This is a genomic window from Rhizobium herbae (genome assembly GCF_017873135.1).
Taxonomy (GTDB): domain Bacteria; phylum Pseudomonadota; class Alphaproteobacteria; order Rhizobiales; family Rhizobiaceae; genus Pararhizobium; species Pararhizobium herbae.
The window spans coordinates 65,818-84,545 of record NZ_JAGGJV010000004.1 but is presented as its reverse complement, the minus strand read 5'-3'; the positions used below and the strand labels follow the sequence as shown (position 1 = coordinate 84,545).

Here is an 18,728-nt window from a genome sequence, read left to right as displayed (position 1 = left end):
CCACCAAAGCCGGGGGCAGGCGCATGAAATTCAAGGCAACGCTGATCGGTTTTTCGGCGATCCTGATGTGGTCGCTTTTGGCGCTGTTTACCGCCGCGTCCGGCACCATGCCGCCTTTCCAGCTTTCCGCCATCTGCTTTACCATCGGCAGCATTCCCGGCCTTGTGGTGCTGGCGCTGAAGCCGGAGCGGCTGGCGCTGCTCAAGCAGCCGGCCAAGGTCTGGATCGTCGGCATCGCCGGCCTGTTCGGCTATCACTTTCTCTATTTTACCGCCCTTCGAAACGCCCCGGCGGTCGAGGCCGGGCTGATTGCGTATCTGTGGCCGTTGCTGATTGTCGTCGGTTCGGCGCTTTTGCCGGGCGAGCGGCTGCGCTGGTATCATGTCGCTGGCGCCATTTGCGGTCTTTTCGGCACGATCCTGATCGTCGCGCGCAATGGTATTCAGTTCGATGACGCCTATGCCATGGGCTATGGCGCGGCCTTGGCCTGCGCCTTCACCTGGTCGGGCTATTCGCTGTTGACGCGCCGATTCGATGCCGTCTCGACGGATGTCGTCACCGGCTTCTGCCTGGCGACGGCTGCGCTGTCGTTCCTTTGCCATCTCGGCCTGGAAACGACGGTCTGGCCGGATACGGTGACGCAGTGGATCGCGGTCGCGGGCCTTGGCCTGCTGCCCGTCGGCGCAGCGTTCTATGCCTGGGACCATGGCGTCAAGAACGGCAATATCCAGATCCTCGGTGTCGCCAGCTATGCCGCCCCGGTTCTCTCGACGCTGGTGCTCATCGCCTTCGGCTTTGCCGAGCCGTCCTTTCGCATCGCGCTCGCCTGCCTGTTCGTGACGGGCGGCGCGGTTCTCGCGGCCAAGGACATCATCTTCCGCGATCGCAAGACAGCCGCGCAGCCGGCCGAATAAGGCTCACGTTTCCGGTGGGTGCCAGTCGGCCGGGGCCATCTCGAAGGCGGAGAAGTCGAAGCCCGGCGAAACCGTGCATCCGACCAGCGTCCAGGCTCCGAGCGAGGTCGCCGACTGCCACCAGTTGGCGGGCACCACGGCCTGCGGCAGTTCCCCCATCAGGATATTCGAGCCGAGCGTGACGATGGACGCCGGCTTGCCGTCCTCGGCGATGCTGAGCGCCAGCGGTGCGCCGGCATAGAAATGCCAGACCTCGACGGCGTCGCGGACGCGGTGCCAGTGCGAACGTTCGCCGCGCTCCAGCAGATAGTAGATGGCAGTGGAATGGCCCCGCGGGCCGCCTGCCGTGTCCTTGAAGGTCTGGATGTACCAGCCGCCTTCCGGATGGCGCTCCATCTTCAGCGTTTCGAGAATTGCCTTGGCCGATAGCGGCAGTTGAACGTCCATCAGAAATTATCCTTGCGCTTGCGGATCTCGGCAAAGACCTCGGCGTCCGTCGCACCGTTCATGCCCAGATGCGCCCGTATTCCGGCGTCATGCGGGCGCAGGAAGGGGTTGGTCGTTTTTTCCAGGCCCAATGTCGTCGGAGCGGTAAAGCCGCCCTTGGCGCGCAGGGCCTCGATCCCGGCGGCGCGGCTTTTCAGGGCCTCGTTGTCCGGATCGACCGTCACGGCGAATCGCGCATTCGACAGCGTGTATTCATGGCCGAAATAGACCACCGTATCGTCCGGCAGCGCCATGAGTTTCTGCAGCGAATTCCACATCTGCGCCGGCGTGCCCTCGAACAACCGGCCGCAGCCGAGCGCAAACAGCGTATCGGCGGAAAACAGCAGCTTGTCGTCGGGGAAATGGAAACAGATATGCCCGGCGGTGTGCCCGGGGGTCTCAAAGACATGCACCTTATGGCCGGCAAATTCGAAATCGCCGCCGTCGCCGATGGTCATGTCGATGCCCGGAATTTTCGACGCCTCGTTTTCGGGGCCGATGATCGTCGCATCATAGCGTGTCTTCAGGGCCAGATTGGCCTCGACATGGTCGGGATGATGGTGAGTCGTCAGGATATGCGTCAGCGTCCAGCCGCGCCGTTTCAGTGCGCCAAGGATCGGCAGTTCCTCCGGCGCGTCGATGGAGGCTGTAGCGCCGCTCACGGGATCGTGGATCAGCACGCCGAAATTGTCGGTGCGACAGAGAAAGAGATCGATTTCAAGATTGGCCATCGGGGATTCCTGGAAGGGACGGGTCGTTATGGCGAATGTAGTGAGCGCCGCCTTGAAGTCCACCCGTTCAAGGCTAACATGGAGGGTATGCACGCAGATATCGTCGACCTCCGCCAGTTCTATCATTCCCGCCTCGGGCGCTTTGCCGAACAATCGATCGGCATGGCGCTGTCGTCGCTCTGGGCGAGGCTGCCGGAGGAGCGTCTGGTGGGGCTCGGTTATGCCGTTCCCTATCTCGACCGCTTTCGCGCCGATACCGAGCGGACATTCGCCTTTATGCCGGCGGGGCAGGGGGCGGTGAACTGGCCGGTCGCCGAACTGTCCTCGACGGCGCTGATCTTCGACGAGGAACTGCCGCTGCCCGATTCGTCGATCGATCGCGTGCTGATGGTGCATGCGCTGGAATTCGCCGAGAACCCGCGCGAGACGATGAAGGAGCTCTGGCGCATCCTTGCGCCGGGCGGCCGTCTGGTCATCGTCGTGCCCAATCGCCGTGGTGTCTGGGCACGCATGGAACACACGCCGTTCGGCTCCGGCCGGCCCTATTCGCGCGGGCAGTTGACGGCGCTCCTGCGCGAAACCAATTTCACCCCCGGCGCATCCGCCGATGCGCTGTTTTTTCCACCCTCCAAGCTGAAGATGATCCTCAAGATGCGCCGGGCCTTCGAACGGGTCGGCCGCTCGCTCTGGCCTATGTTTTCCGGCGTCATCATCGTCGAGGCTCAGAAGCGGCTCTACCAGGGCCTGCCGGTCGCCGCCCGCGCCTCGCGCCGTGTCTTCGTGCCGGTGCTGGCGCCGCAGGGTGTGCCGACAACGCGGGATGCTGGGTAGGTCGTTCGTCGCGTCATTGGCAGCGGAGCAAGTTCCCCCCTCTGTCAGCTGCGCCGACAGAGGGGGGGGAACCACAAGCGCGAGCGAAGAAATCGGCATCACACTCGACAAAAACCCTCTTCACCTTTATTGGCTGAACGTCGTTTCCCTGCCGCCGAAAGCTGATCCCATGAGCACAGACCTTACGAGCCCCACACCGCGCCCCGGTATCCTCGATATTGCCGCCTACGTGCCGGGCAAGGAGCACGCGCCGGGTGTCGCCAAGGTCTACAAGCTCTCCTCCAACGAGACCCCGATGGGCCCGAGCCCGAAGGCGATCGAGGCGTTCCAGAAGGCGGCGGGCAAGCTTGAAATCTATCCCGATGGCCAGGCGATCGAACTGCGCGAGGCGATTGCCTCCGTCTATGGCCTCAACATCGCCAACCTGATGTGCGGCAACGGCTCCGACGAACTGCTCGGCCTGCTCTGCCACGTCTATCTCGCCCCCGGCGACGAAGCCATCATCACCGAGCATGGGTTCCTCGTCTACAAGATCCAGATCATGGGCGCCGGTGCCACACCGGTCACTGTTGCGGAAAGCGACTGCCATGTGACGGTCGACGCCATCCTTGCCGCCGTGACCCCGAAGACGAAGATGGTTTTCCTTGCCAATCCGGGCAATCCGACCGGCACCTATGTTCCGGTCGACGAAGTCCGCCGCCTGCAGGCGGGCCTGCCGAAGAACGTCATCCTCGTTCTCGACGCGGCCTATGCGGAATATGTCCGCCGCAACGATTACGAGGCAGGGCTCGAGCTGGTTTCGTCGAACCAGAACGTCGTGATGACCCGCACCTTCTCGAAGATCCACGGCCTTGCCGCCCTGCGCATCGGCTGGATGTACGCGCCGCTTGCCATCATCGATGCGCTGAACCGGGTACGCGGTCCGTTTAACATGAACGCGCCGGCCATTGCCGCCGGTGCCGCCGCCATCCGCGATCAGGCCTTTGCGGCGGCTGCCGCCGAACACAATCAGCTGTGGCTCGGCAAGGTCACCGGCGCTCTTTCGTCGCTCGATCTGCGGGTGACGCCGTCGGTTACCAATTTCGTGCTGATCCATTTCCCCGATATCGACGGCAAGCGGGCGCCGGATGCCGACGCATTCCTGACCAGCCGCGGCTTCATCCTGCGGGCCGTGCGCGGCTATGGCCTTCCCAATGCGCTGCGCATGACCATCGGCTCGGCGGAGGCCAATGAGGGCGTCATCGCTGCGTTGACCGAGTTCATGGGGCAACCTTGATGTCAGGTGGCGTGATGGCAAAACAGTTCGAAACCATCGCGCTGATCGGCATCGGCCTGATCGGCTCGTCGATCGCCCGCGAGATCAAGGACAAGGGCCTTGCCGGTTCCGTGACGGTGTCGACACGCAGCGAGGCGACGCTGAAGCGGGCGCAGGAACTCAATCTCGGCGACCGTTACACGACATCGGCCGCGGAGGCCGTCAAGGATGCCGATCTGGTCATCGTCTCGGTTCCTGTCGGTGCGTCCGGCGCCGTTGCTGCCGAGATCGCCGCCAACCTGAAGCCGGGCGCGATCGTCACCGATGTCGGCTCGACCAAGGGCTCGGTCATCGCCCAGATGGCGCCGCATATGCCGCAAGGCGTGCATTTCATTCCCGGCCACCCGATCGCGGGCACGGAATATTCCGGCCCGGACGCGGGCTTCATCGGCCTGTTCAAGGGCCGCTGGTGCATCCTGACGCCGCTACCGGACACGGACGAGGCGGCCAAGGCCAGGCTGCGCGCCTTCTGGGAAACGCTCGGCTCGATGGTCGACGACATGGACCCCGAGCATCACGACAAGGTTCTGGCGATCGTCTCGCATCTGCCGCACATCATCGCCTACAACATCGTCGGCACGGCGGATGACCTTGAAGCGGTGACCGAATCGGAAGTGATCAAATATTCCGCCTCCGGCTTCCGCGACTTCACGCGTCTCGCCGCCTCCGATCCGACCATGTGGCGCGACGTCTGCCTGCACAACAAGGACGCGATCCTCGAAATGCTGTCGCGCTTTTCCGAGGATCTCGCCTATCTGCAGCGGGCGATCCGCTGGGGTGACGGCGACAAGCTGTTCGACCTCTTCACCCGCACCCGCGCCATCCGCCGCTCCATTGTTCAGGCGGGGCAGGATACGGATATGGCCGATTTTGGGCGGCATGCGATGGATCAGAAGTAGGTCTTTGCAGCCGAGCCTGCGGTTTCCCTTCCTCACGCCGCGTAGCACAATCGCTCCCGCACACACCTCCATCCACGCGCGATCCCTCGCCGTGGTGTCAAAGAACAGGTCGGACGGGGCGCTCGCAAGAGCCTCGTTTTGGGTAGTGGGAAAGTGGCTTTCGCCAGCGCCCCGTTCGGCGGTTTCTGCCCGCGACTCCGGTTTCTCTGCGACCGGGCTTCAAGCCGGTCCTCTGTGCCACACAGGCACGTCCGCAGCCGCGACAGCCTGCGGAGGGAAACCATTTTCCGCGAACCCCTGATATGAGGACTTCCGTCCTTTCCCCACACCCGGCGCCGGCCCCGCCTCGCTGCCACGGCTGGCAGTGTATCCTCGGCGGAACGATCAGGAGTATGGCATGGGTTTTGGGGGCGGGGATGAACGGGGATGATTTTTTTGAGATGCGATTTGACGTGAGGTGTCCAGCCATCGGGAATGAGACTTTAGGGGGCGTTGGCAGATCCTCGGGTCAAGCCCGAGGATGACGGCGGGGAGGTGGGTTTTGCGCAAACAACCGGCTCTTTGCAGCAGGAATTTTTAGCTGAGCCCCTTCCCAAGGTCGTCATCCTCGGGCTTGACCCGAGGATCTGCCAATGCCTCACAAACGCATGGCGGGCCGTATCGGGATGATGGCCGCAGGGTCGTTGGATCAAATCCGCGGCAGTTCCCCAATCGGGAAGAACGCCAGAAACGCGATCCCGTCGCGGACGTTGAGCTTCACGCTCGCCTCGTTCTTGCCGTCGGCGAGCGCCGTCAGCATGTTGGCGATGTTGTTGACCATGGCCGTGCCGTCCTTGTCGGTGAAGACCTTGACGAGATTCTGGCGCCAGCCTTCGATGTTCTTCATGCTGACGCGGAACTCGCCCGAGATCAGCCCCTGATCGTCGACGCTGAAGGGGCCGGATGCTGTGGTCACCATGCCGCCGCCGAGATCGAGCGTCAGGTTGCGCATCTCACCCTTGCTGTTGCGCAGCGCGCCGGATTTGAGCCCGCCGGCCTGCATCAATGCGGCGCGGTCGACAATCGTCATGTCGGCGCTGGCATTGACGGGCGGCAGAAGGCTGAGGTCATTGTCCAGCTTTGCGTCGAACTGGTCGACGCTGAGGGCGGCATCCAGATCGGGACCATTCTGCCGGAAATGCGCCTCGCCATGTGCCGCGCTGAAGGCGAGCTTATGCGTGGCCCCGGCTGCCGCATCCTCTTCCACGGCCGGCAGGACAGACGTGCCTGTGAGCCGGTCATACGTCATCGACGTGCGGTCAAGGCCGGACAACGTTGCCTGGATGCTGGCATGCATCAGCGCCCAATCGGCAGATATCGACAAGCCGGGCGATACGCGGATTTCCGCCGGTCCGTCGAGTTCGATCACGGCGTGCCCCGGCTGATAGATCTGGGCAGCCGAACGCAGCGCGCCGAAGGTCGCAGAGGCGCCCTGCGCCGTGTCATCGAGGCGCACCGTGTCGCAGAACAATCCGATACGGAAGGGAAAGCCGCGCACGTCCATGCCGCCGCACTGCGCCGACGAACCCGTTGCCTGTCTTTCGGTGAGGAATGCCGAGAGGCGGCTCTGGATCTGGTCGGCGGCGAAAAACCATGCGCCGCAATAGACGGCCAGAAACAGCACGATGCCGATGGCCAGCCGCCTGATTTTCCGGCTTCCGACGGGGATTTCGGCAATGTCTGCTGCGGTCATGGTCTACTCCGGACTGTCGCTCGTCTTCGACGCCACGACACGAGGATTTCGGTCTGCCGATCTGGAGGTCCCGCTGCCGCATGTGCTCCGCAATCGTCGGAAAATCGATTCCGATTGCCAGGCAGATGCGCTAGGAAAGCACCAGGGTGGTCTATCCGCCGCTCCTGGCCCCGTTTTGTGGCGCCGGGATGGCATGGATATGAATGGCAGTGGATATGGACGATTTTTGGGTGTTTGGCTACGGTTCGCTGATGTGGAACCCCGGCTTTGCCTTTACCGACAAGATGACCGCCCGGGCCTTCGGCTACCGGCGCTCGCTTTGCGTCCGCTCCTTCGTGCACCGGGGAACGCCGGAACGCCCCGGCCTCGTGCTCGGCCTCGATTATGGCGGCTCCTGCCGGGGCATGGCCTTCAAGGTCGCTCCGGAGGAGAAGGACGGGGTCATCGGCTATCTGCGCGAGCGGGAACTGGTGACCCATGTCTACAAGGAGCGTATCATGCCGGTGCTGCTTGCCGACGGGCGCCGCGTGCCGGCGCTGGCCTACACGATCGACCGTGCCCATGTGCAGTATGCCGGTGCATTGAGCGTGGAGGACGCGGCGGCGACAGTTGCCGTGTCGCACGGGAAATCAGGGGCGAATACCGAATATGTCCTGAACACGCTTGCTCATCTCAAGGAGATGGGCATCCGCGATCACTGGCTGGAAGAGGTGGCCGCCGCCATCGGGCGAATGCCGCCTCAGACCTGAGTCTGCAGTTCCTTCAGCCGCTGCGCTGCCGTCGGCGGCAGGGGCAGATGCGGATTGTTCTTCACCGTTTCCACCAGCAGCGCGTCGCTGGCGGTTTCCATGACATCGACCAATGTCTTCAGGAAAACGTCGGGATCGAGGCCCGATTCGATCGGCGGCAGGATCTGCACCTTGAAATGGCCGGGATAGCGCAGGAACTTGCGGCGCGGCCAGAACAGGCCCGGGTGCATGACGACGGGCACCACCGGCATGTCGAGATCGCGGTAGAGCCGGGCAATGCCGTATTTGTATTCGGGCGGGGCACCCGGCGGACGGCGCGTGCCCTCGGGATAGATGATCAACTGTCGTCCCGTCGCCAACTCGTCCCGTGCGCGTTTCATCACCGCTGCCATCACCTTGCCGCGGGCACCGCGATCGACCGGCACCATGCGCTGCTTCTGCACGTACCAGCCGAACAGCGGAATCCAGACGAGTTCGCGCTTCAGGATGAAGAAGGGGTCGGACAGCCAGGGCAGCAGCGCATAGACGTCCCAGAACGACTGGTGTTTCGGTGCGAAGATGTAGCCGCCCTCGGGAATATTCTCCAGTCCCTCGATCTCGAAGGTCGTGCCGACGATGACACGGAAAAGCCAGTGATTGCTGCGGGCCCAGTTCTTCGGAACGAACCAGGATGTCTTGCGCGGCGACAGGAAGTAGAACGGCGTCATCACGATCATCTGGGCGATCAGGTTGATGTAGAAGACGATGTTGAACAGGACTGAACGCAGGATGATCATCAAGGTGGACTTTCACGGCAACAAGAATGATCCGCTGCGTACACGAATATCTCGGCAAGGAAAACTGCTTCGCTCGCAAGATCGTGCTGTCGGGGCTCAATTCCCGGAAGCGCTGGTCTCCTTGCCTTCGGTGCGCAGCCCGCTTGCAGGACGGGCGCCCAGCGCGTCGCGCACGGAGGCGATCGTCAGCTTGAGATATTCCGAGAGGATCGTTTTCAGCACAATCGGGTTGCGCAGCCAGTTGGTGCTCTTCAAATCGGAGTTGACGACGGGATAGGCGATGAACTCGATCTCCGGATTGGCCCGGCGCAATTCGAGCAGGCTGCGCGGCATATGGTAGTTGTTGGTGACAACCAGAATGCTGCGGTAGCCGTTGTCGCGGATCCAGTTGGCGGTCTCGTTGGCGTTGCCGATCGTATCGATCGCATCGTGGCCGATATCGACGCAGCATCTGAACAGATCGGCCGAGCTCTGGGTGTTGCGCCGGATCTGGCCGCCCGTCGTCGATGGGTGGACGCCCGAGATCAGCAGCCGTTTTCCTGCTCCGGTTTTCAGCAGTTCGACCGCCTGGTCGATCCGTTGGAAGCCTCCGGTGAGGACGACGATCGCATCGGCCTTCGGATTGGCCGGCGGCTGAAGGGAGGCAACGGAATCGGCGAAATAGAGGAAGCCTGCCGCGGCACAGCCGGCAGTCAGCAGAAGCACGTAGAATGTCAGCCGCACCAATCGGCGGCGGAGACTCACATGCCTTCGCACCAGCGTTGCCTTCCGCCGCGTTTCGCTTTCGCTCATTGCTTTTCCTGGTACTCCGCCGGCTGCTGTGATTCTTCCATAGAGGCAGATTGCGGCAAGGAATGGATGCAAGGCAACGCAATCATCGTGGTCAGGTCTGGTTGCCGTCGATGCGTGCCGGATCGGACCGGATCAGGTCGATCTCGTAGATGGTCCGCATCACCGTGAAACGGGCCGTCAGCGTCGTCAAAAGCGCAATGACGATCATGACGGCGGCGATGCCGAGGTAACCGGTATAGCCAATGGAAAAACTGCCGAACATGGCCGTCGCCTGGTCGCTCTGCGGCGTCGCCAGCGACCGCGACTGCCAGAAGCTTGCGATCGCGAAGCAGGCCGCAGCCAGAAGCCCGCCGGCGCCGGCGCCCTTCAGGCTGATTTTCAGGAAATGTTTCTGGAATTCCGACGCGACGAAACCGGCCTCGGCGCCGACGAAATGCAGCACCTCGACGATATGCCGGTTGCCCGACAGCGTCCCGCGCGTCGCGAAGATGACGGTCAGCACCATGGCCGAGAACACCAGCACCAGCACGCCGGTGCCGATCAGCGCCGTCGTATGCGCCATCGCCACCAGCCGGTCGACCCAGGTGCGGTGATCGTCGAGATAGGCTTGCGGGATGGTCTCCGTCAGCATCGCGCGCATCGCGGCGAAATCCGGCGGGTTCTGTTCGTCGATGGTAATGATGACGAGGCGCGGCACCGGCAGATCGTCGATATCGAGGCCTTCGCCCAGCCACGGCTCGAGCAGGCGGGCGGTCGCCGCCTTGTCGACGATCGTTCCGTCGGTGGTGCCTTCAAAGGTCAGGGCGAGATCGCGCGCGTCGGCGAGTGCCTTTTCCATGTCGAGTTTTTCGTCCGGCTTGATCTGGATGGTGATCTCACGGGAAATCTGGCTTTGCCAGCTCTGCGCCGTCGAGCGCACCATGCTGACCGCGCCGAGCGTCAGGCAGGCAAGAAAGGCCATGATGGCGATGACCAGCATCAGGGCATTGCCGGACACATTGCCGGGCGGCACGATCGGCGCGGTCGGGCGTACACGCAGGGAAGCCTTGCGCTCCTGCGGTGCTGCCGGTCCGGCGCGGTCGGTGACGCGGGCTTCACTCATAGATGTCGAGCCGCCCCTGCGAGAGGATCATCCGGCGCGCCTCGACCTGATCCATCAGCGAAAGGTCATGGGTGGCGATGACGACGGCGGTGCCGAGACGGTTGAGTTCGAGAAACAGATTGAGCAGGCGGCGCGCCATCGGCGGATCGACATTGCCGGTGGGCTCGTCGGCCAAAAGGATTTCCGGCCGGTCGATCAAAGCACGCGCGATTGCCGCGCGCTGCTTCTCGCCACCGGAAAGAACCGGCGGCAGTACATTGATCCGCTCGCCGAGCCCGACCCAGCCGAGCAGTTCGAGAACGTCGGCGCGGTAGGAGGATTCGTCCTTGCCGCGCACGCGCAGTGGCAGGGCGACGTTCTCGTAGGTCGTCAGGTGATCGAGCAGGCGGAAATCCTGGAAGACGATACCGACGCGGCGGCGCAGCATCGGGAGTTCGTCGCGCGGGATGGTCGAGATATTGCGGTCGAACATGCGGATCAGGCCGCGTGTCGGCTGCAGCGAGAGGAACAGCAATCTGAGCAGCGTCGTCTTGCCGGCGCCGGAAGGACCGGTCAGGAACTGGAACGATTTTTTGGGAATGTCGAAGGTCAGGTCGCGGAGGATTTCCGGACCCATTCCATAGCGCAATCCGACATTTTCAAAATGAATCAATGGGGTCAGTGTCCAGCTTCTCTTCAGTCTCGCCTGCCATGCATTCGCGGCGATGTGATGGTCCTTGCCGCAGCATGCAACACGGCACGCTTTTACAGCGTCAACATGGTTAAACAGTGGTTAATTTTCCATGAAAACACGCCGGTTCACGAGCACCATTTTCGAAGCATTAACCATTTAGGTTTACGTCTGAGAAAGGTTTGTTTCAATGCCCGAATCTAGCCTGTCGAGGCTGCGGGCATTCTGCGCGGCCGGTGCGGCCGCGAGAGGAGAGACGATGAACGCCTTCCGTTCAAATGGTGCTGCGCACAGGATGGACCTGCTGCCGCCGGACCGCCCGGCGCGCGCCGCTCAGAAGGCCGCTGTCCCGCGTCCCGCCGACATCGTCGATGCCGATTTCGAGATCGTTCCTTCGCACAGCCGGCGCAATGCTTATCCCGTGTTCAATGACAATCTCCGTCGCGCAGGAACCGTTGCGCAGAGGCCCGGCAGCGATTCCAACGTTACATCAGTGTTCCCGTGGGCGCTGAACCACCTTGAGCGCCTGCTCCAGACGGCGTCGCCCAAGGCGTTTGCCGTCCTGGTCACCTGCCTCTGTGCGCCGGTCTTCCTGCTCTTCGCCGGTCTCTCGCATTACCAGCCTGCCGCCGCCTCTTCGCCGCCCCTCTCCATCAATGACGTCACCACGTCGCTGAACGACGCCAACGGCATGAAGATCCTTTCTGTCCATGGCGCGGTCCAAAACCAATCCGATGCGCCGAAGGCGGTCCCGACAATCCTCGTCGATGTCATCGCCAACGGTCATCGGCGGACCGCCAGCCGGATCGTTTCCGATCAAGCCGTTCTTGCGCCGGGAGAAAGCCGCGCCTTTTCCACCCGCCTTCTACACACAGGTGGAAAACTGCCCGGTGTGGCGCTTTCCTTCGGCCAGCCGGGTGATTCGGCTCCCTGACTGTGCTAAGCGGCTAGGCTCCGGAGGCATGAAACGCAGTCTCCAAGATATTTCTGGAGACTATCCGTATGCCTGTCGTTCGTGGAAAAAATATCGAGCCGCTCTATTCCGCCGAAGTCATTGCCGAGCGGAACGTTGCAATGGCCGAGCAGATCGCCCACGGGCCGATCAACGATCTACTCGTCATTGCCGTACTCAAGGGTTCCTTCATTTTCGCCGCCGACCTGATCCGCGCCATGCACACTGTCGGCCTTGCCCCTGAAGTCGAGTTCATCACGCTGTCGAGCTACGGCACCGGTACCGTGTCGCAGGGTGTCAGGATCATCAAGGACATCGACAGCGACGTGCATGGCCGCGATGTTCTCTTGATCGACGACATTCTCGAATCCGGCCGTACCCTGCTTTTTGCCAAGGAACTGATGCTGGAGCGCGGCGCCAAGTCGGTGACGATCGCCGTTCTTCTCGACAAGAAAGTCAAGCGCCAGACCGATCTCGAAGCCGATTATGTCGGTTTCGAATGCCCGGATTATTTTGTCGTCGGCTACGGCATGGACGTCGCCTATGCCTTCCGCGAACTGCCCTTCGTCGGCATCGTCACGGGCGACGCCGAATAGCCATCCGGCTGTGGACAATTCCTGATCTGGCCATCCGCGTTTACGGAAAACAAACAAAACTCTGGTGGTGTTGACCCCGCAGCTTCTGTGCTGCGGATCAGGGACCTGGTGCCTCAAGGGCGCGCGTCCCGGCGAATTGTTGCCGAACCGGAGGCCATGATGGCGAAAATCCTGATTACCGAAGATGAGGACGGCCTGCGCCGTTTCGTTGCCCGCGCCTTGCAGCTCGACGGGCACGAGACTGTGGAAGCCGCCGATGGTGCCGAGGGGCTTGCCTGCCTTCGGGGCGAAAGCTTCGATCTGCTACTGTCGGATATTCGCATGCCCGTCATGGACGGCATCGAACTCGCCCTCCAGGCCTCGGCCGCGTTTCCGGCGCTGAAGATTCTGCTGATGACGGGATATGCAGAGCAGCGCGAGCGCGCCGACAATCTCGACGGCAAGGTGATTGACGTCGTGTCGAAGCCGTTCACGCTTCCGGATATCCGCAAGGCGGTGGCAGTGGCGCTGGCGGCTTGAGGGGCGCGGGCTTTGTTTTGAAGACGCTCCCTCATCAGGCCTGTCTGCCACACTTTCTCTAAAGGGGATTGGGTACTCGGCGCAATCCGGATCCGCTTGGAGCTGATCATTTTCGGGGATTTGGTGGTTCCATATTCGGGTTCCAGCGGGGGCTCTGTGGGTCACCACCAACAAACCCCGTTCCGTCATCAAACCCGGTGATCTCATGGCCAAACGATCGAATAAGCTCTCGAAGTGCGTTAATCCCCCCGTATGGAAAACCGTTCGGCTTAAATGTCAGTCTTGCTTGTGAATCATTAGTTCTGGTGATGCCGATAAGATCGTAGTCACCTTCCATAATGACAAAGATCAGAGACTCGAAGTTCCACGGTGGGGTAGGCATGTCTGCCTGATGTCGCTCGGGAAGTGGGGTCGAAAACCAGAATTTATTCCAGCGGTTCATTTCAGCTTCATCGGGCCACCAAAACGCGGAGCGGTCTCCGGCTTCGAAATAGGGTAACCAATGGGCCTCGTCAGCAATTGCGTCGTTGGCCTTTTGATGACGAAGCTCTTCTACCACCTTCGCGAGTCGGACGAGCGCTGGCTCGTCTCGAACAACGAATTCAACAAAGCAATTGGAGGCTGTAGGTCGTTCCATACAGTGAATATCACGAAATTCACGCGCGGACACAACAACGAAAATCCCTTTCCCCATCACCCGATAAGTGGGTCAAAGGCTTCGCGAATCTGTAAGGGCGACGCCGGTCACGGCTGTGACTTTCTACCTCACCTTATATCCAGCAACCTCTCCAGATACTGCCGCTCCGTTTTCGGCGATGAATTGGTGCCCAGGCGGCGGCGGCGGATTTCTTCCAGAATCTCCCGTGCCCGCTGGGTGTCGATCTCGTCCGGCACCTTCACCTGGTCGCCGAAATCCGGGCCGGCGTTCTGCTGGCGGCTTGAGGGGAGGGGTCAAGGAGCGCGTCTGGCCGTCTCTGGAAGATTGAGCGTGTCTAACGGCCTATCCTTGGATCTTGGGTGGCTTGATCGGTTCCCAAGATTGAAATTAGATGGACTTAGCGACTTTAAATCTTAATTCAGCCTTGGGCGTATGGGCGGACGCGAAATGATAGTAGCAACCGAAAAAACTGTTAAATGGTACGAGGTTTGGGCCGGTTATGCGTTAGTCCCGCCTGGGCTGGTTTTTCTCTGGGAGGATTTGCAAGGGAATATTGAAGTCTATTGCCCTTTGGAAAAGCGGGTCTGCTTTTACGGATCTTCCTATGAAGACGCGAGAATTTGGCTAAGTGAGGATGAATATCATCTGGTTGGCCGAATTGACGATGAAGATACAGTCGTACCTGCGTGATTTTTTGTTGTCGTAACTTCGTCCCATCAATCGATTTAGGGGCGTGGGTTAGATCGGGTTGAACGTCTGCCCGCAGAGTTTTGAGACATCTGATTTTTTCAGTTCTGCGAGGTATTCCGTTTCAGCGATCACAAAGGCTATCGCAGCGCCATAGAGCTTATTTCCGGCTACCGACCATTTCAGCTGACCGATCGTTGCAGACGGGGCAGTTCGAAAATGGAGAGAAGGCCATCGCCTACATTCTACGAGGCCGTCTTCCTCACCTTATATCCAACAGTCTTTCCAGATACTGCCTTTCCGTCTCCGGCGATGAGTTCGTCCCCAACCTCCGGCGGATTTCTTCCAGAATTTCGCGCGCGCGCTGGGTGTCGATCTCGTCGGGCACCTTCACCTGATCGCCGAAGTCCGGGCCTGTATTCTGCTGGCGGCGGCCGAGCGGGTCGCGGCCGTTCTGGCCGTATTGCGGCACGCCCTGTCCCTGTCCGGGGCCTTGTCCCTGGCTCTGCATCTGCTGCATCATGTCCTGCGCGCCGTCGCGCAGGGCCTGCAGCGCGCGGCCCTGGCTGCCGACGGCCTGTTCGCCCTGTCCCTTGCCGAGCGCGCCCGAAGCGCCCTTCATCTCGCGGCCGGCCTCGCCGAAACCCTTGCCGGGCTTGATGCCCATGCCTTCAAGGCCCTTCTGCAATTCGCCGAGCTGCTTGGCGAGCGCGTCCTGCTGCGCCTGCATGTCCTTCAGCGCCTGCTTCAGCTCCTCCGCGGTCATATCGTCCATCGGGCCCGGCTGCTGCGCGTTTTCGTCTGGCTGCTGTCCCGGTTGCTGCGGCATGTCCTGGTTGAAAAGCTCCTGATCCTGCCCGTCCAGCGGATCGCCGCGCTGCATGCGGTCGCGCAGCGCCTGGTCGTATTTGAAGGTCTCGTCCATCAGCTGCTGCTGCTGCTGCATCAGCTCGCCCAGCTTGTCCATCTGCTTGCGCATCTCGCTGTTCTCCTGGCCCTGCTGCTGTTGCTGCGGCCGGCCGGCCTGGAGATTGTTCATCATGCGCTGCATTTCGGACAGCATCTGCCGTGCCTGGTCCTTGGCGCCGGATTTGGCGAGGTTCTCGATCTGGTTCATCATCTTTTCCAGATCCTGCTGGCGCAGCACATTGTTCTGGTTCGGATTGGCGGCCACCTGCGGGTTCTTTGCCGCCTGCTTGGCCAGCGCCTCCATGTAGTCCTTCATGGCATCGCGCAGTTCCTGCATCAGCTTGGCGATTTCCTCGTCCGACGCGCCCTTTTCAAGGGCTTCGGACAGTTTCTGCTGGGCGTCGCGCAGGCGCTTGTCGGCCAGCGCCATGTCGCCGTCCTCGATGCCGAGCGCGATCTCCCAGAGATAGCCGGCAGCGTCGCGCAGCATGTCGTCGTTGCGCGAAAGCGCCATGCGGGTGCGAGCGGATTGCAGCAGCAGGAAATGCGTGAGGTTGGGGATCGTCTCGTCCGGGCGCACCATCAGGGCATCGTTGAGGTCGATGGCGCGGGGCAGGTCGTTGGCGTTGAGCGCAAACACCTGGCGCTGCTCGGCAATGGCGCCGGCCAGCGGCTCGAAGAACGGGCGGGCGGGCAGAATCATGTCCTGCGGCACGCTGCGGCCTTCCTGACCGGCGGCATCCTTGGCGACAAGCGTGACGCGGACGCGCTTTCCCGACAGCGGATGTTCGCTCAGGTTCCGGCTGGTCAGCCCTTTTGCCTCGCGCGCATTGCGCTTGGGGAGGTCGAGACGATATTCCGGCAGGGGATAAAGCGGCCGCGCGTCGGCTGCCTGCTTGTCGAGCGGAACGATCTCGGCCCAGGCATCCTGGATGCCGTAATCGTCCTTGGCGGCAAAGCCGATTTCAAGCGCGCCGTTTACCGTGGCGCGTGGAATGCCGTCGAAGCCGACATCCGGCACGCTGTCGGGGATCACAGTGAAGGCCCATTGCTCGCCGCCCACGGACAACGCGCCGTCCTTGGTGATCTTCATCAGATGGGTTTCGCTGCCGGGTTTTGCGGGATCGGCGGCGGTCGCCGCTGTTTCCGCCGGGTTCCCATCCTTGGTAGGCTTGGCGGCCTGTACGGGGATCACGAGCGGCTGGGCTGCGCCATTTTCCAGATAGGTGACGGAAGCGTTCTCGCCGCCGCTGGTGATGCGCACGGTCAGTTCGCTGAACCGCGGGATGCGCAGCGGTTCGGCGCTGCCGGTGGTCTGTTCGGCGCCCTGCCGGCCGGTGAGGAAAACCGGCGCCCGGCCGGTATAGCCCGGCGGCGTCACCCAGGCGTCGATGCGGACATCGGGCGCAGCGGCGAATTGCTGCGGCGGGTGAAACGCATCGGAAATCAGGCCGGCCTTGTTCGAATAGGAATAGGCAAAGGCAACGCAGGCGATGAGAACCGGGACGGCGCGCAGGCCGTAGCTATCGCTGCGGGCGATATCCGGCCTTGGCAATCCGGCCTCCAGCGCGCCGATCATCCGCGCCATGCGCGTCTGGTGTTCCTGCCACAGCGCCTGGCCGAAGGCGCCGCCGGTGGCCGGCTGGTCGTCCTGCACGCGGATTGCCTGATGCGGCAGATCGTTGCGCTCCTCCAGCATCCGGTCGGCTTCGGTATTGCCGGGGATATGCAGACGCAGGAGCGGAATCAACAGGATGACGAAGGCGGCTGCGAAGGCAAAAAGAGCCACGGCATGCAGCCAGCCGGGTGCGACGCGGAAGAAGCCGAACCAGGCGGCGGACAGAAACAGAAGAACAGTCGCAAGCAGCGGCAGGGCGCGGGGTGCTGCCTGTTCTGAGACGAGAACGAGGCGAGCAAGCGTCCGCTTGACCGCGAGACTTCTCATGAAGCCTGCTGTTGCTGTCGAGGTATTCCGCCGGATTTCCGTCATCCGTTCCCTTTCAGCGTTCGAACCGTGCTGTGAAGGATAACATTGTTTGTGGCGAAGACGAGGGCGGCAACGCAATCGTGATCGATTTCGGCCTCCCGTTGCAGTGCTATCAACAACGGCAGGCCGGGAATCGCCGAGCTGGTATCAGTCGAGCCAGTCGGGAACCGAATCGAGCCCGATCAGGTCCTCGTAGCTGGTGCGCGGACGAATCACGTGGAAGCGATTGCCCTTGACCAAAACTTCGGGCACCAGCAGGCGGCTGTTATAGGTGCCGGCCTGCACGGCGCCGTAGGCGCCTGCGGTACCGACCGAGATCAGGTCGCCGGGCTTCGGCATGGCCATTTCCCGGTCGAGCGCCAGATAGTCGCCGGTTTCGCAGACCGGGCCGACGATGTCGGCCTTGATGCGCGGCGCGTTGGCGGCGGAAATGCGCACCGACTGGATCTCGTGATAGGCCTCATAGAGCGTCGGGCGGATCAGGTCGTTCATGGCGCCGTCGACGACGACGAAGGTCTTCGAGCCGCCGTCCTTCACGTAGATGACTTCCGTCACCATGATGCCGGCATTGCCGACGATCAGCCGGCCGGGCTCCATGATGATCTTGCAGCCGAGTTCGCGCAGCTGGTCCTTGACGATGGTGGCATAGGCATCGGGCAGGGGCGGCGGGTTGTTGTCCAGCTTGTAGGGTACGCCAAGCCCGCCGCCGACATCGACGTGATCGATGCTGTGGCCGTCGGCGCGCAGCGCATCGACCAGTTCGCGCAACAGCTTGAAGGCATCGGCGAAGGGCTGCAGCTCGGTGATCTGGCTGCCGATATGCATGTCGATGCCGGTCACCTGGATGCCGGGCAGGGTCGCTGCGTGTGCATAGACCGCGCGGGCGCGCTCATAGGCGATGCCGAACTTGTTTTCCTTCTTGCCGGTCGAAATCTTGGCATGGGTCCTGGCATCGACATCCGGATTGATGCGAAAGGAAACATGCGCCTTCTTGCCTTCGCGCACGGCGCGGGCGTTGAGCACTTCCAGTTCCGGCTCGGATTCGACGTTGAAGCAGTAGATGCCGGCATCCAGCGCCAGGTCCATTTCCCGCGCGGTCTTGCCGACGCCTGAAAACATGATGCGGTTTGCCGGAATGCCGGCCGCCAAGGCCCGGCGCAGTTCGCCGCCGGACACGACGTCGACGCCGGCACCAAGGCGCCCGAGCGTCTTCAGCACGGCCTGGTTGGAATTGGCCTTCATGGCGTAGCAAACCATGGCGTCGATATCGGAAAACGCCTTGGAGAAGACCGAATAGTGCCGCTCCAGCGTCGCGGTGGAATAGCAGTAGAACGGCGTGCCCACCGCCTTGGCGATGTCGATGACGGAGACGTCTTCCGCGTGCAGAATGCCGTCGCGATATTCAAAATGGTTCAAGGGAGTG

At 62.1% G+C, this 18,728-nt stretch carries 19 protein-coding genes and 1 pseudogene; 9 read left to right on the top strand and 11 right to left on the bottom strand.

Going from position 1 to position 18,728, the window contains the following annotated elements:
* Positions 1 to 23 precede the first annotated feature (23 nt).
* Entirely contained in the window at positions 24 to 914 is an 891-nt protein-coding gene (gene yddG / locus J2Z75_RS11970) for an aromatic amino acid exporter YddG (protein WP_209852480.1), read from the top strand.
* 3 nt (positions 915 to 917) lie between these two features.
* On the opposite strand, the gene J2Z75_RS11965 is transcribed toward yddG, so the two are convergent.
* Together J2Z75_RS11965 and gloB are read right to left on the bottom strand one after the other, a co-directional pair.
* On the bottom strand, positions 918 to 1,361 hold the full coding sequence (locus tag J2Z75_RS11965; RefSeq protein WP_209852477.1) for a cupin domain-containing protein: 444 nt from the start codon (positions 1,359 to 1,361) through the stop codon (positions 918 to 920).
* A complete protein-coding gene (gene gloB, locus J2Z75_RS11960) occupies positions 1,361 to 2,131 on the bottom strand; it encodes a hydroxyacylglutathione hydrolase (protein WP_209852475.1) in 771 nt (256 codons plus the stop codon). Before gloB ends, J2Z75_RS11965 begins: the two co-directional genes overlap by 1 nt.
* A gap of 87 nt (positions 2,132 to 2,218) precedes the next feature.
* On the opposite strand from gloB, the gene J2Z75_RS11955 reads away from it, so the two are divergent.
* The 3 genes from J2Z75_RS11955 (at position 2,219) to J2Z75_RS11945 (ending at position 5,176) form a co-directional block, all read left to right on the top strand.
* Positions 2,219 to 2,962, top strand: a complete 744-nt coding sequence (locus tag J2Z75_RS11955) for a class I SAM-dependent methyltransferase (protein ID WP_209852472.1) — start codon at positions 2,219 to 2,221, stop codon at positions 2,960 to 2,962.
* Positions 2,963 to 3,131: 169 nt separating this feature from the next.
* Positions 3,132 to 4,238, top strand: coding sequence for a histidinol-phosphate transaminase (gene hisC / locus J2Z75_RS11950; RefSeq protein WP_209852469.1), 1,107 nt, complete (start codon positions 3,132 to 3,134; stop codon positions 4,236 to 4,238).
* A gap of 14 nt (positions 4,239 to 4,252) precedes the next feature.
* Positions 4,253 to 5,176, top strand: coding sequence for a prephenate/arogenate dehydrogenase family protein (locus J2Z75_RS11945; protein ID WP_209852465.1), 924 nt, complete (start codon positions 4,253 to 4,255; stop codon positions 5,174 to 5,176).
* 688 nt (positions 5,177 to 5,864) lie between these two features.
* On the opposite strand, the gene J2Z75_RS11940 is transcribed toward J2Z75_RS11945, so the two are convergent.
* The gene (locus J2Z75_RS11940; RefSeq protein WP_209852463.1) at positions 5,865 to 6,908 is read right to left on the bottom strand and encodes a DUF2125 domain-containing protein; all 1,044 of its coding nucleotides are present in this window, start codon (positions 6,906 to 6,908) and stop codon (positions 5,865 to 5,867) included.
* Positions 6,909 to 7,111: 203 nt separating this feature from the next.
* Here J2Z75_RS11940 and J2Z75_RS11935 point away from each other — a divergent pair, with 203 nt between their 5' ends.
* Positions 7,112 to 7,657, top strand: a complete 546-nt coding sequence (locus J2Z75_RS11935; protein WP_209852460.1) for a gamma-glutamylcyclotransferase — start codon at positions 7,112 to 7,114, stop codon at positions 7,655 to 7,657.
* Here the strand turns inward: J2Z75_RS11935 and J2Z75_RS11930 are convergent.
* The 4 genes from J2Z75_RS11930 to ftsE form a co-directional block, all read right to left on the bottom strand.
* Entirely contained in the window at positions 7,648 to 8,433 is a 786-nt protein-coding gene (locus J2Z75_RS11930; protein ID WP_209852457.1) for a lysophospholipid acyltransferase family protein, read from the bottom strand. The genes J2Z75_RS11935 and J2Z75_RS11930 overlap by 10 nt on opposite strands.
* A gap of 96 nt (positions 8,434 to 8,529) precedes the next feature.
* Entirely contained in the window at positions 8,530 to 9,225 is a 696-nt protein-coding gene (locus tag J2Z75_RS11925) for a YdcF family protein (RefSeq protein WP_209852455.1), read from the bottom strand.
* A 91-nt stretch (positions 9,226 to 9,316) separates the two neighbouring features.
* Positions 9,317 to 10,327 carry a cell division protein FtsX gene (locus J2Z75_RS11920; RefSeq protein WP_209852453.1) on the bottom strand — a complete coding sequence of 337 codons (1,011 nt, stop codon included), beginning with the start codon at positions 10,325 to 10,327 and terminating at the stop codon, positions 9,317 to 9,319.
* Positions 10,320 to 10,979: a cell division ATP-binding protein FtsE gene (ftsE, locus tag J2Z75_RS11915; protein ID WP_068954509.1), complete on the bottom strand. Its 660-nt coding sequence runs from the start codon at positions 10,977 to 10,979 to the stop codon at positions 10,320 to 10,322. Before ftsE ends, J2Z75_RS11920 begins: the two co-directional genes overlap by 8 nt.
* Before the next feature lie 277 nt (positions 10,980 to 11,256).
* Between ftsE and J2Z75_RS11910 the strand changes: the two genes are divergently transcribed.
* From J2Z75_RS11910 to J2Z75_RS11900, 3 genes are all read left to right on the top strand, one after another.
* A complete protein-coding gene (locus J2Z75_RS11910; RefSeq protein WP_209852451.1) occupies positions 11,257 to 11,931 on the top strand; it encodes a hypothetical protein in 675 nt (224 codons plus the stop codon).
* A 68-nt stretch (positions 11,932 to 11,999) separates the two neighbouring features.
* Positions 12,000 to 12,545 carry a hypoxanthine phosphoribosyltransferase gene (gene hpt / locus J2Z75_RS11905; protein ID WP_209852449.1) on the top strand — a complete coding sequence of 182 codons (546 nt, stop codon included), beginning with the start codon at positions 12,000 to 12,002 and terminating at the stop codon, positions 12,543 to 12,545.
* 159 nt (positions 12,546 to 12,704) lie between these two features.
* Positions 12,705 to 13,064: a response regulator gene (locus J2Z75_RS11900; RefSeq protein ID WP_209852447.1), complete on the top strand. Its 360-nt coding sequence runs from the start codon at positions 12,705 to 12,707 to the stop codon at positions 13,062 to 13,064.
* Positions 13,065 to 13,170: 106 nt separating this feature from the next.
* On the opposite strand, the gene J2Z75_RS11895 is transcribed toward J2Z75_RS11900, so the two are convergent.
* The gene (locus tag J2Z75_RS11895) at positions 13,171 to 13,734 is read right to left on the bottom strand and encodes a hypothetical protein (RefSeq protein ID WP_209852445.1); all 564 of its coding nucleotides are present in this window, start codon (positions 13,732 to 13,734) and stop codon (positions 13,171 to 13,173) included.
* A 95-nt stretch (positions 13,735 to 13,829) separates the two neighbouring features.
* Positions 13,830 to 14,000, bottom strand: a pseudogene (locus J2Z75_RS11890) (DUF4175 family protein); the annotation flags it as partial.
* Between the two features lie 169 nt (positions 14,001 to 14,169).
* Here J2Z75_RS11890 and J2Z75_RS11885 point away from each other — a divergent pair.
* Positions 14,170 to 14,412 carry a hypothetical protein gene (locus J2Z75_RS11885; protein WP_209852439.1) on the top strand — a complete coding sequence of 81 codons (243 nt, stop codon included), beginning with the start codon at positions 14,170 to 14,172 and terminating at the stop codon, positions 14,410 to 14,412.
* Positions 14,413 to 14,671: 259 nt separating this feature from the next.
* Here the strand turns inward: J2Z75_RS11885 and J2Z75_RS11880 are convergent, their stop codons facing one another.
* Complete coding sequence (locus J2Z75_RS11880) at positions 14,672 to 17,308, bottom strand: TIGR02302 family protein (RefSeq protein WP_209852437.1); 2,637 nt, start codon at positions 17,306 to 17,308, stop codon at positions 14,672 to 14,674.
* Between the two features lie 144 nt (positions 17,309 to 17,452).
* Positions 17,453 to 18,721, bottom strand: coding sequence for a diaminopimelate decarboxylase (gene lysA / locus J2Z75_RS11875; protein WP_209852435.1), 1,269 nt, complete (start codon positions 18,719 to 18,721; stop codon positions 17,453 to 17,455).
* Positions 18,722 to 18,728: the final 7 nt, after the last annotated feature.

Excerpts from the sequence above, each read along its gene's own strand:
- J2Z75_RS11965 (WP_209852477.1), bottom strand. The coding sequence starts at position 1,361 with ATGGACGTTCAACTGCCGCTATCGGCCAAGGCAATTCTCGAAACGCTG.
- gloB (WP_209852475.1), bottom strand. The coding sequence starts at position 2,131 with ATGGCCAATCTTGAAATCGATCTCTTTCTCTGTCGCACCGACAATTTC.
- hpt (WP_209852449.1), top strand. The coding sequence starts at position 12,000 with ATGCCTGTCGTTCGTGGAAAAAATATCGAGCCGCTCTATTCCGCCGAA.
- J2Z75_RS11885 (WP_209852439.1), top strand. The coding sequence starts at position 14,170 with ATGATAGTAGCAACCGAAAAAACTGTTAAATGGTACGAGGTTTGGGCC.
- J2Z75_RS11935 (WP_209852460.1), top strand. The coding sequence starts at position 7,112 with ATGGCAGTGGATATGGACGATTTTTGGGTGTTTGGCTACGGTTCGCTG.
- hisC (WP_209852469.1), top strand. The coding sequence starts at position 3,132 with ATGAGCACAGACCTTACGAGCCCCACACCGCGCCCCGGTATCCTCGAT.
- J2Z75_RS11955 (WP_209852472.1), top strand. The coding sequence starts at position 2,219 with ATGCACGCAGATATCGTCGACCTCCGCCAGTTCTATCATTCCCGCCTC.
- J2Z75_RS11880 (WP_209852437.1), bottom strand. The coding sequence starts at position 17,308 with ATGACGGAAATCCGGCGGAATACCTCGACAGCAACAGCAGGCTTCATG.
- J2Z75_RS11910 (WP_209852451.1), top strand. The coding sequence starts at position 11,257 with ATGAACGCCTTCCGTTCAAATGGTGCTGCGCACAGGATGGACCTGCTG.
- J2Z75_RS11940 (WP_209852463.1), bottom strand. The coding sequence starts at position 6,908 with ATGACCGCAGCAGACATTGCCGAAATCCCCGTCGGAAGCCGGAAAATC.
- J2Z75_RS11920 (WP_209852453.1), bottom strand. The coding sequence starts at position 10,327 with ATGAGTGAAGCCCGCGTCACCGACCGCGCCGGACCGGCAGCACCGCAG.
- J2Z75_RS11900 (WP_209852447.1), top strand. The coding sequence starts at position 12,705 with ATGGCGAAAATCCTGATTACCGAAGATGAGGACGGCCTGCGCCGTTTC.
- J2Z75_RS11945 (WP_209852465.1), top strand. The coding sequence starts at position 4,253 with ATGGCAAAACAGTTCGAAACCATCGCGCTGATCGGCATCGGCCTGATC.
- J2Z75_RS11930 (WP_209852457.1), bottom strand. The coding sequence starts at position 8,433 with ATGATCATCCTGCGTTCAGTCCTGTTCAACATCGTCTTCTACATCAAC.
- yddG (WP_209852480.1), top strand. The coding sequence starts at position 24 with ATGAAATTCAAGGCAACGCTGATCGGTTTTTCGGCGATCCTGATGTGG.
- J2Z75_RS11925 (WP_209852455.1), bottom strand. The coding sequence starts at position 9,225 with ATGAGCGAAAGCGAAACGCGGCGGAAGGCAACGCTGGTGCGAAGGCAT.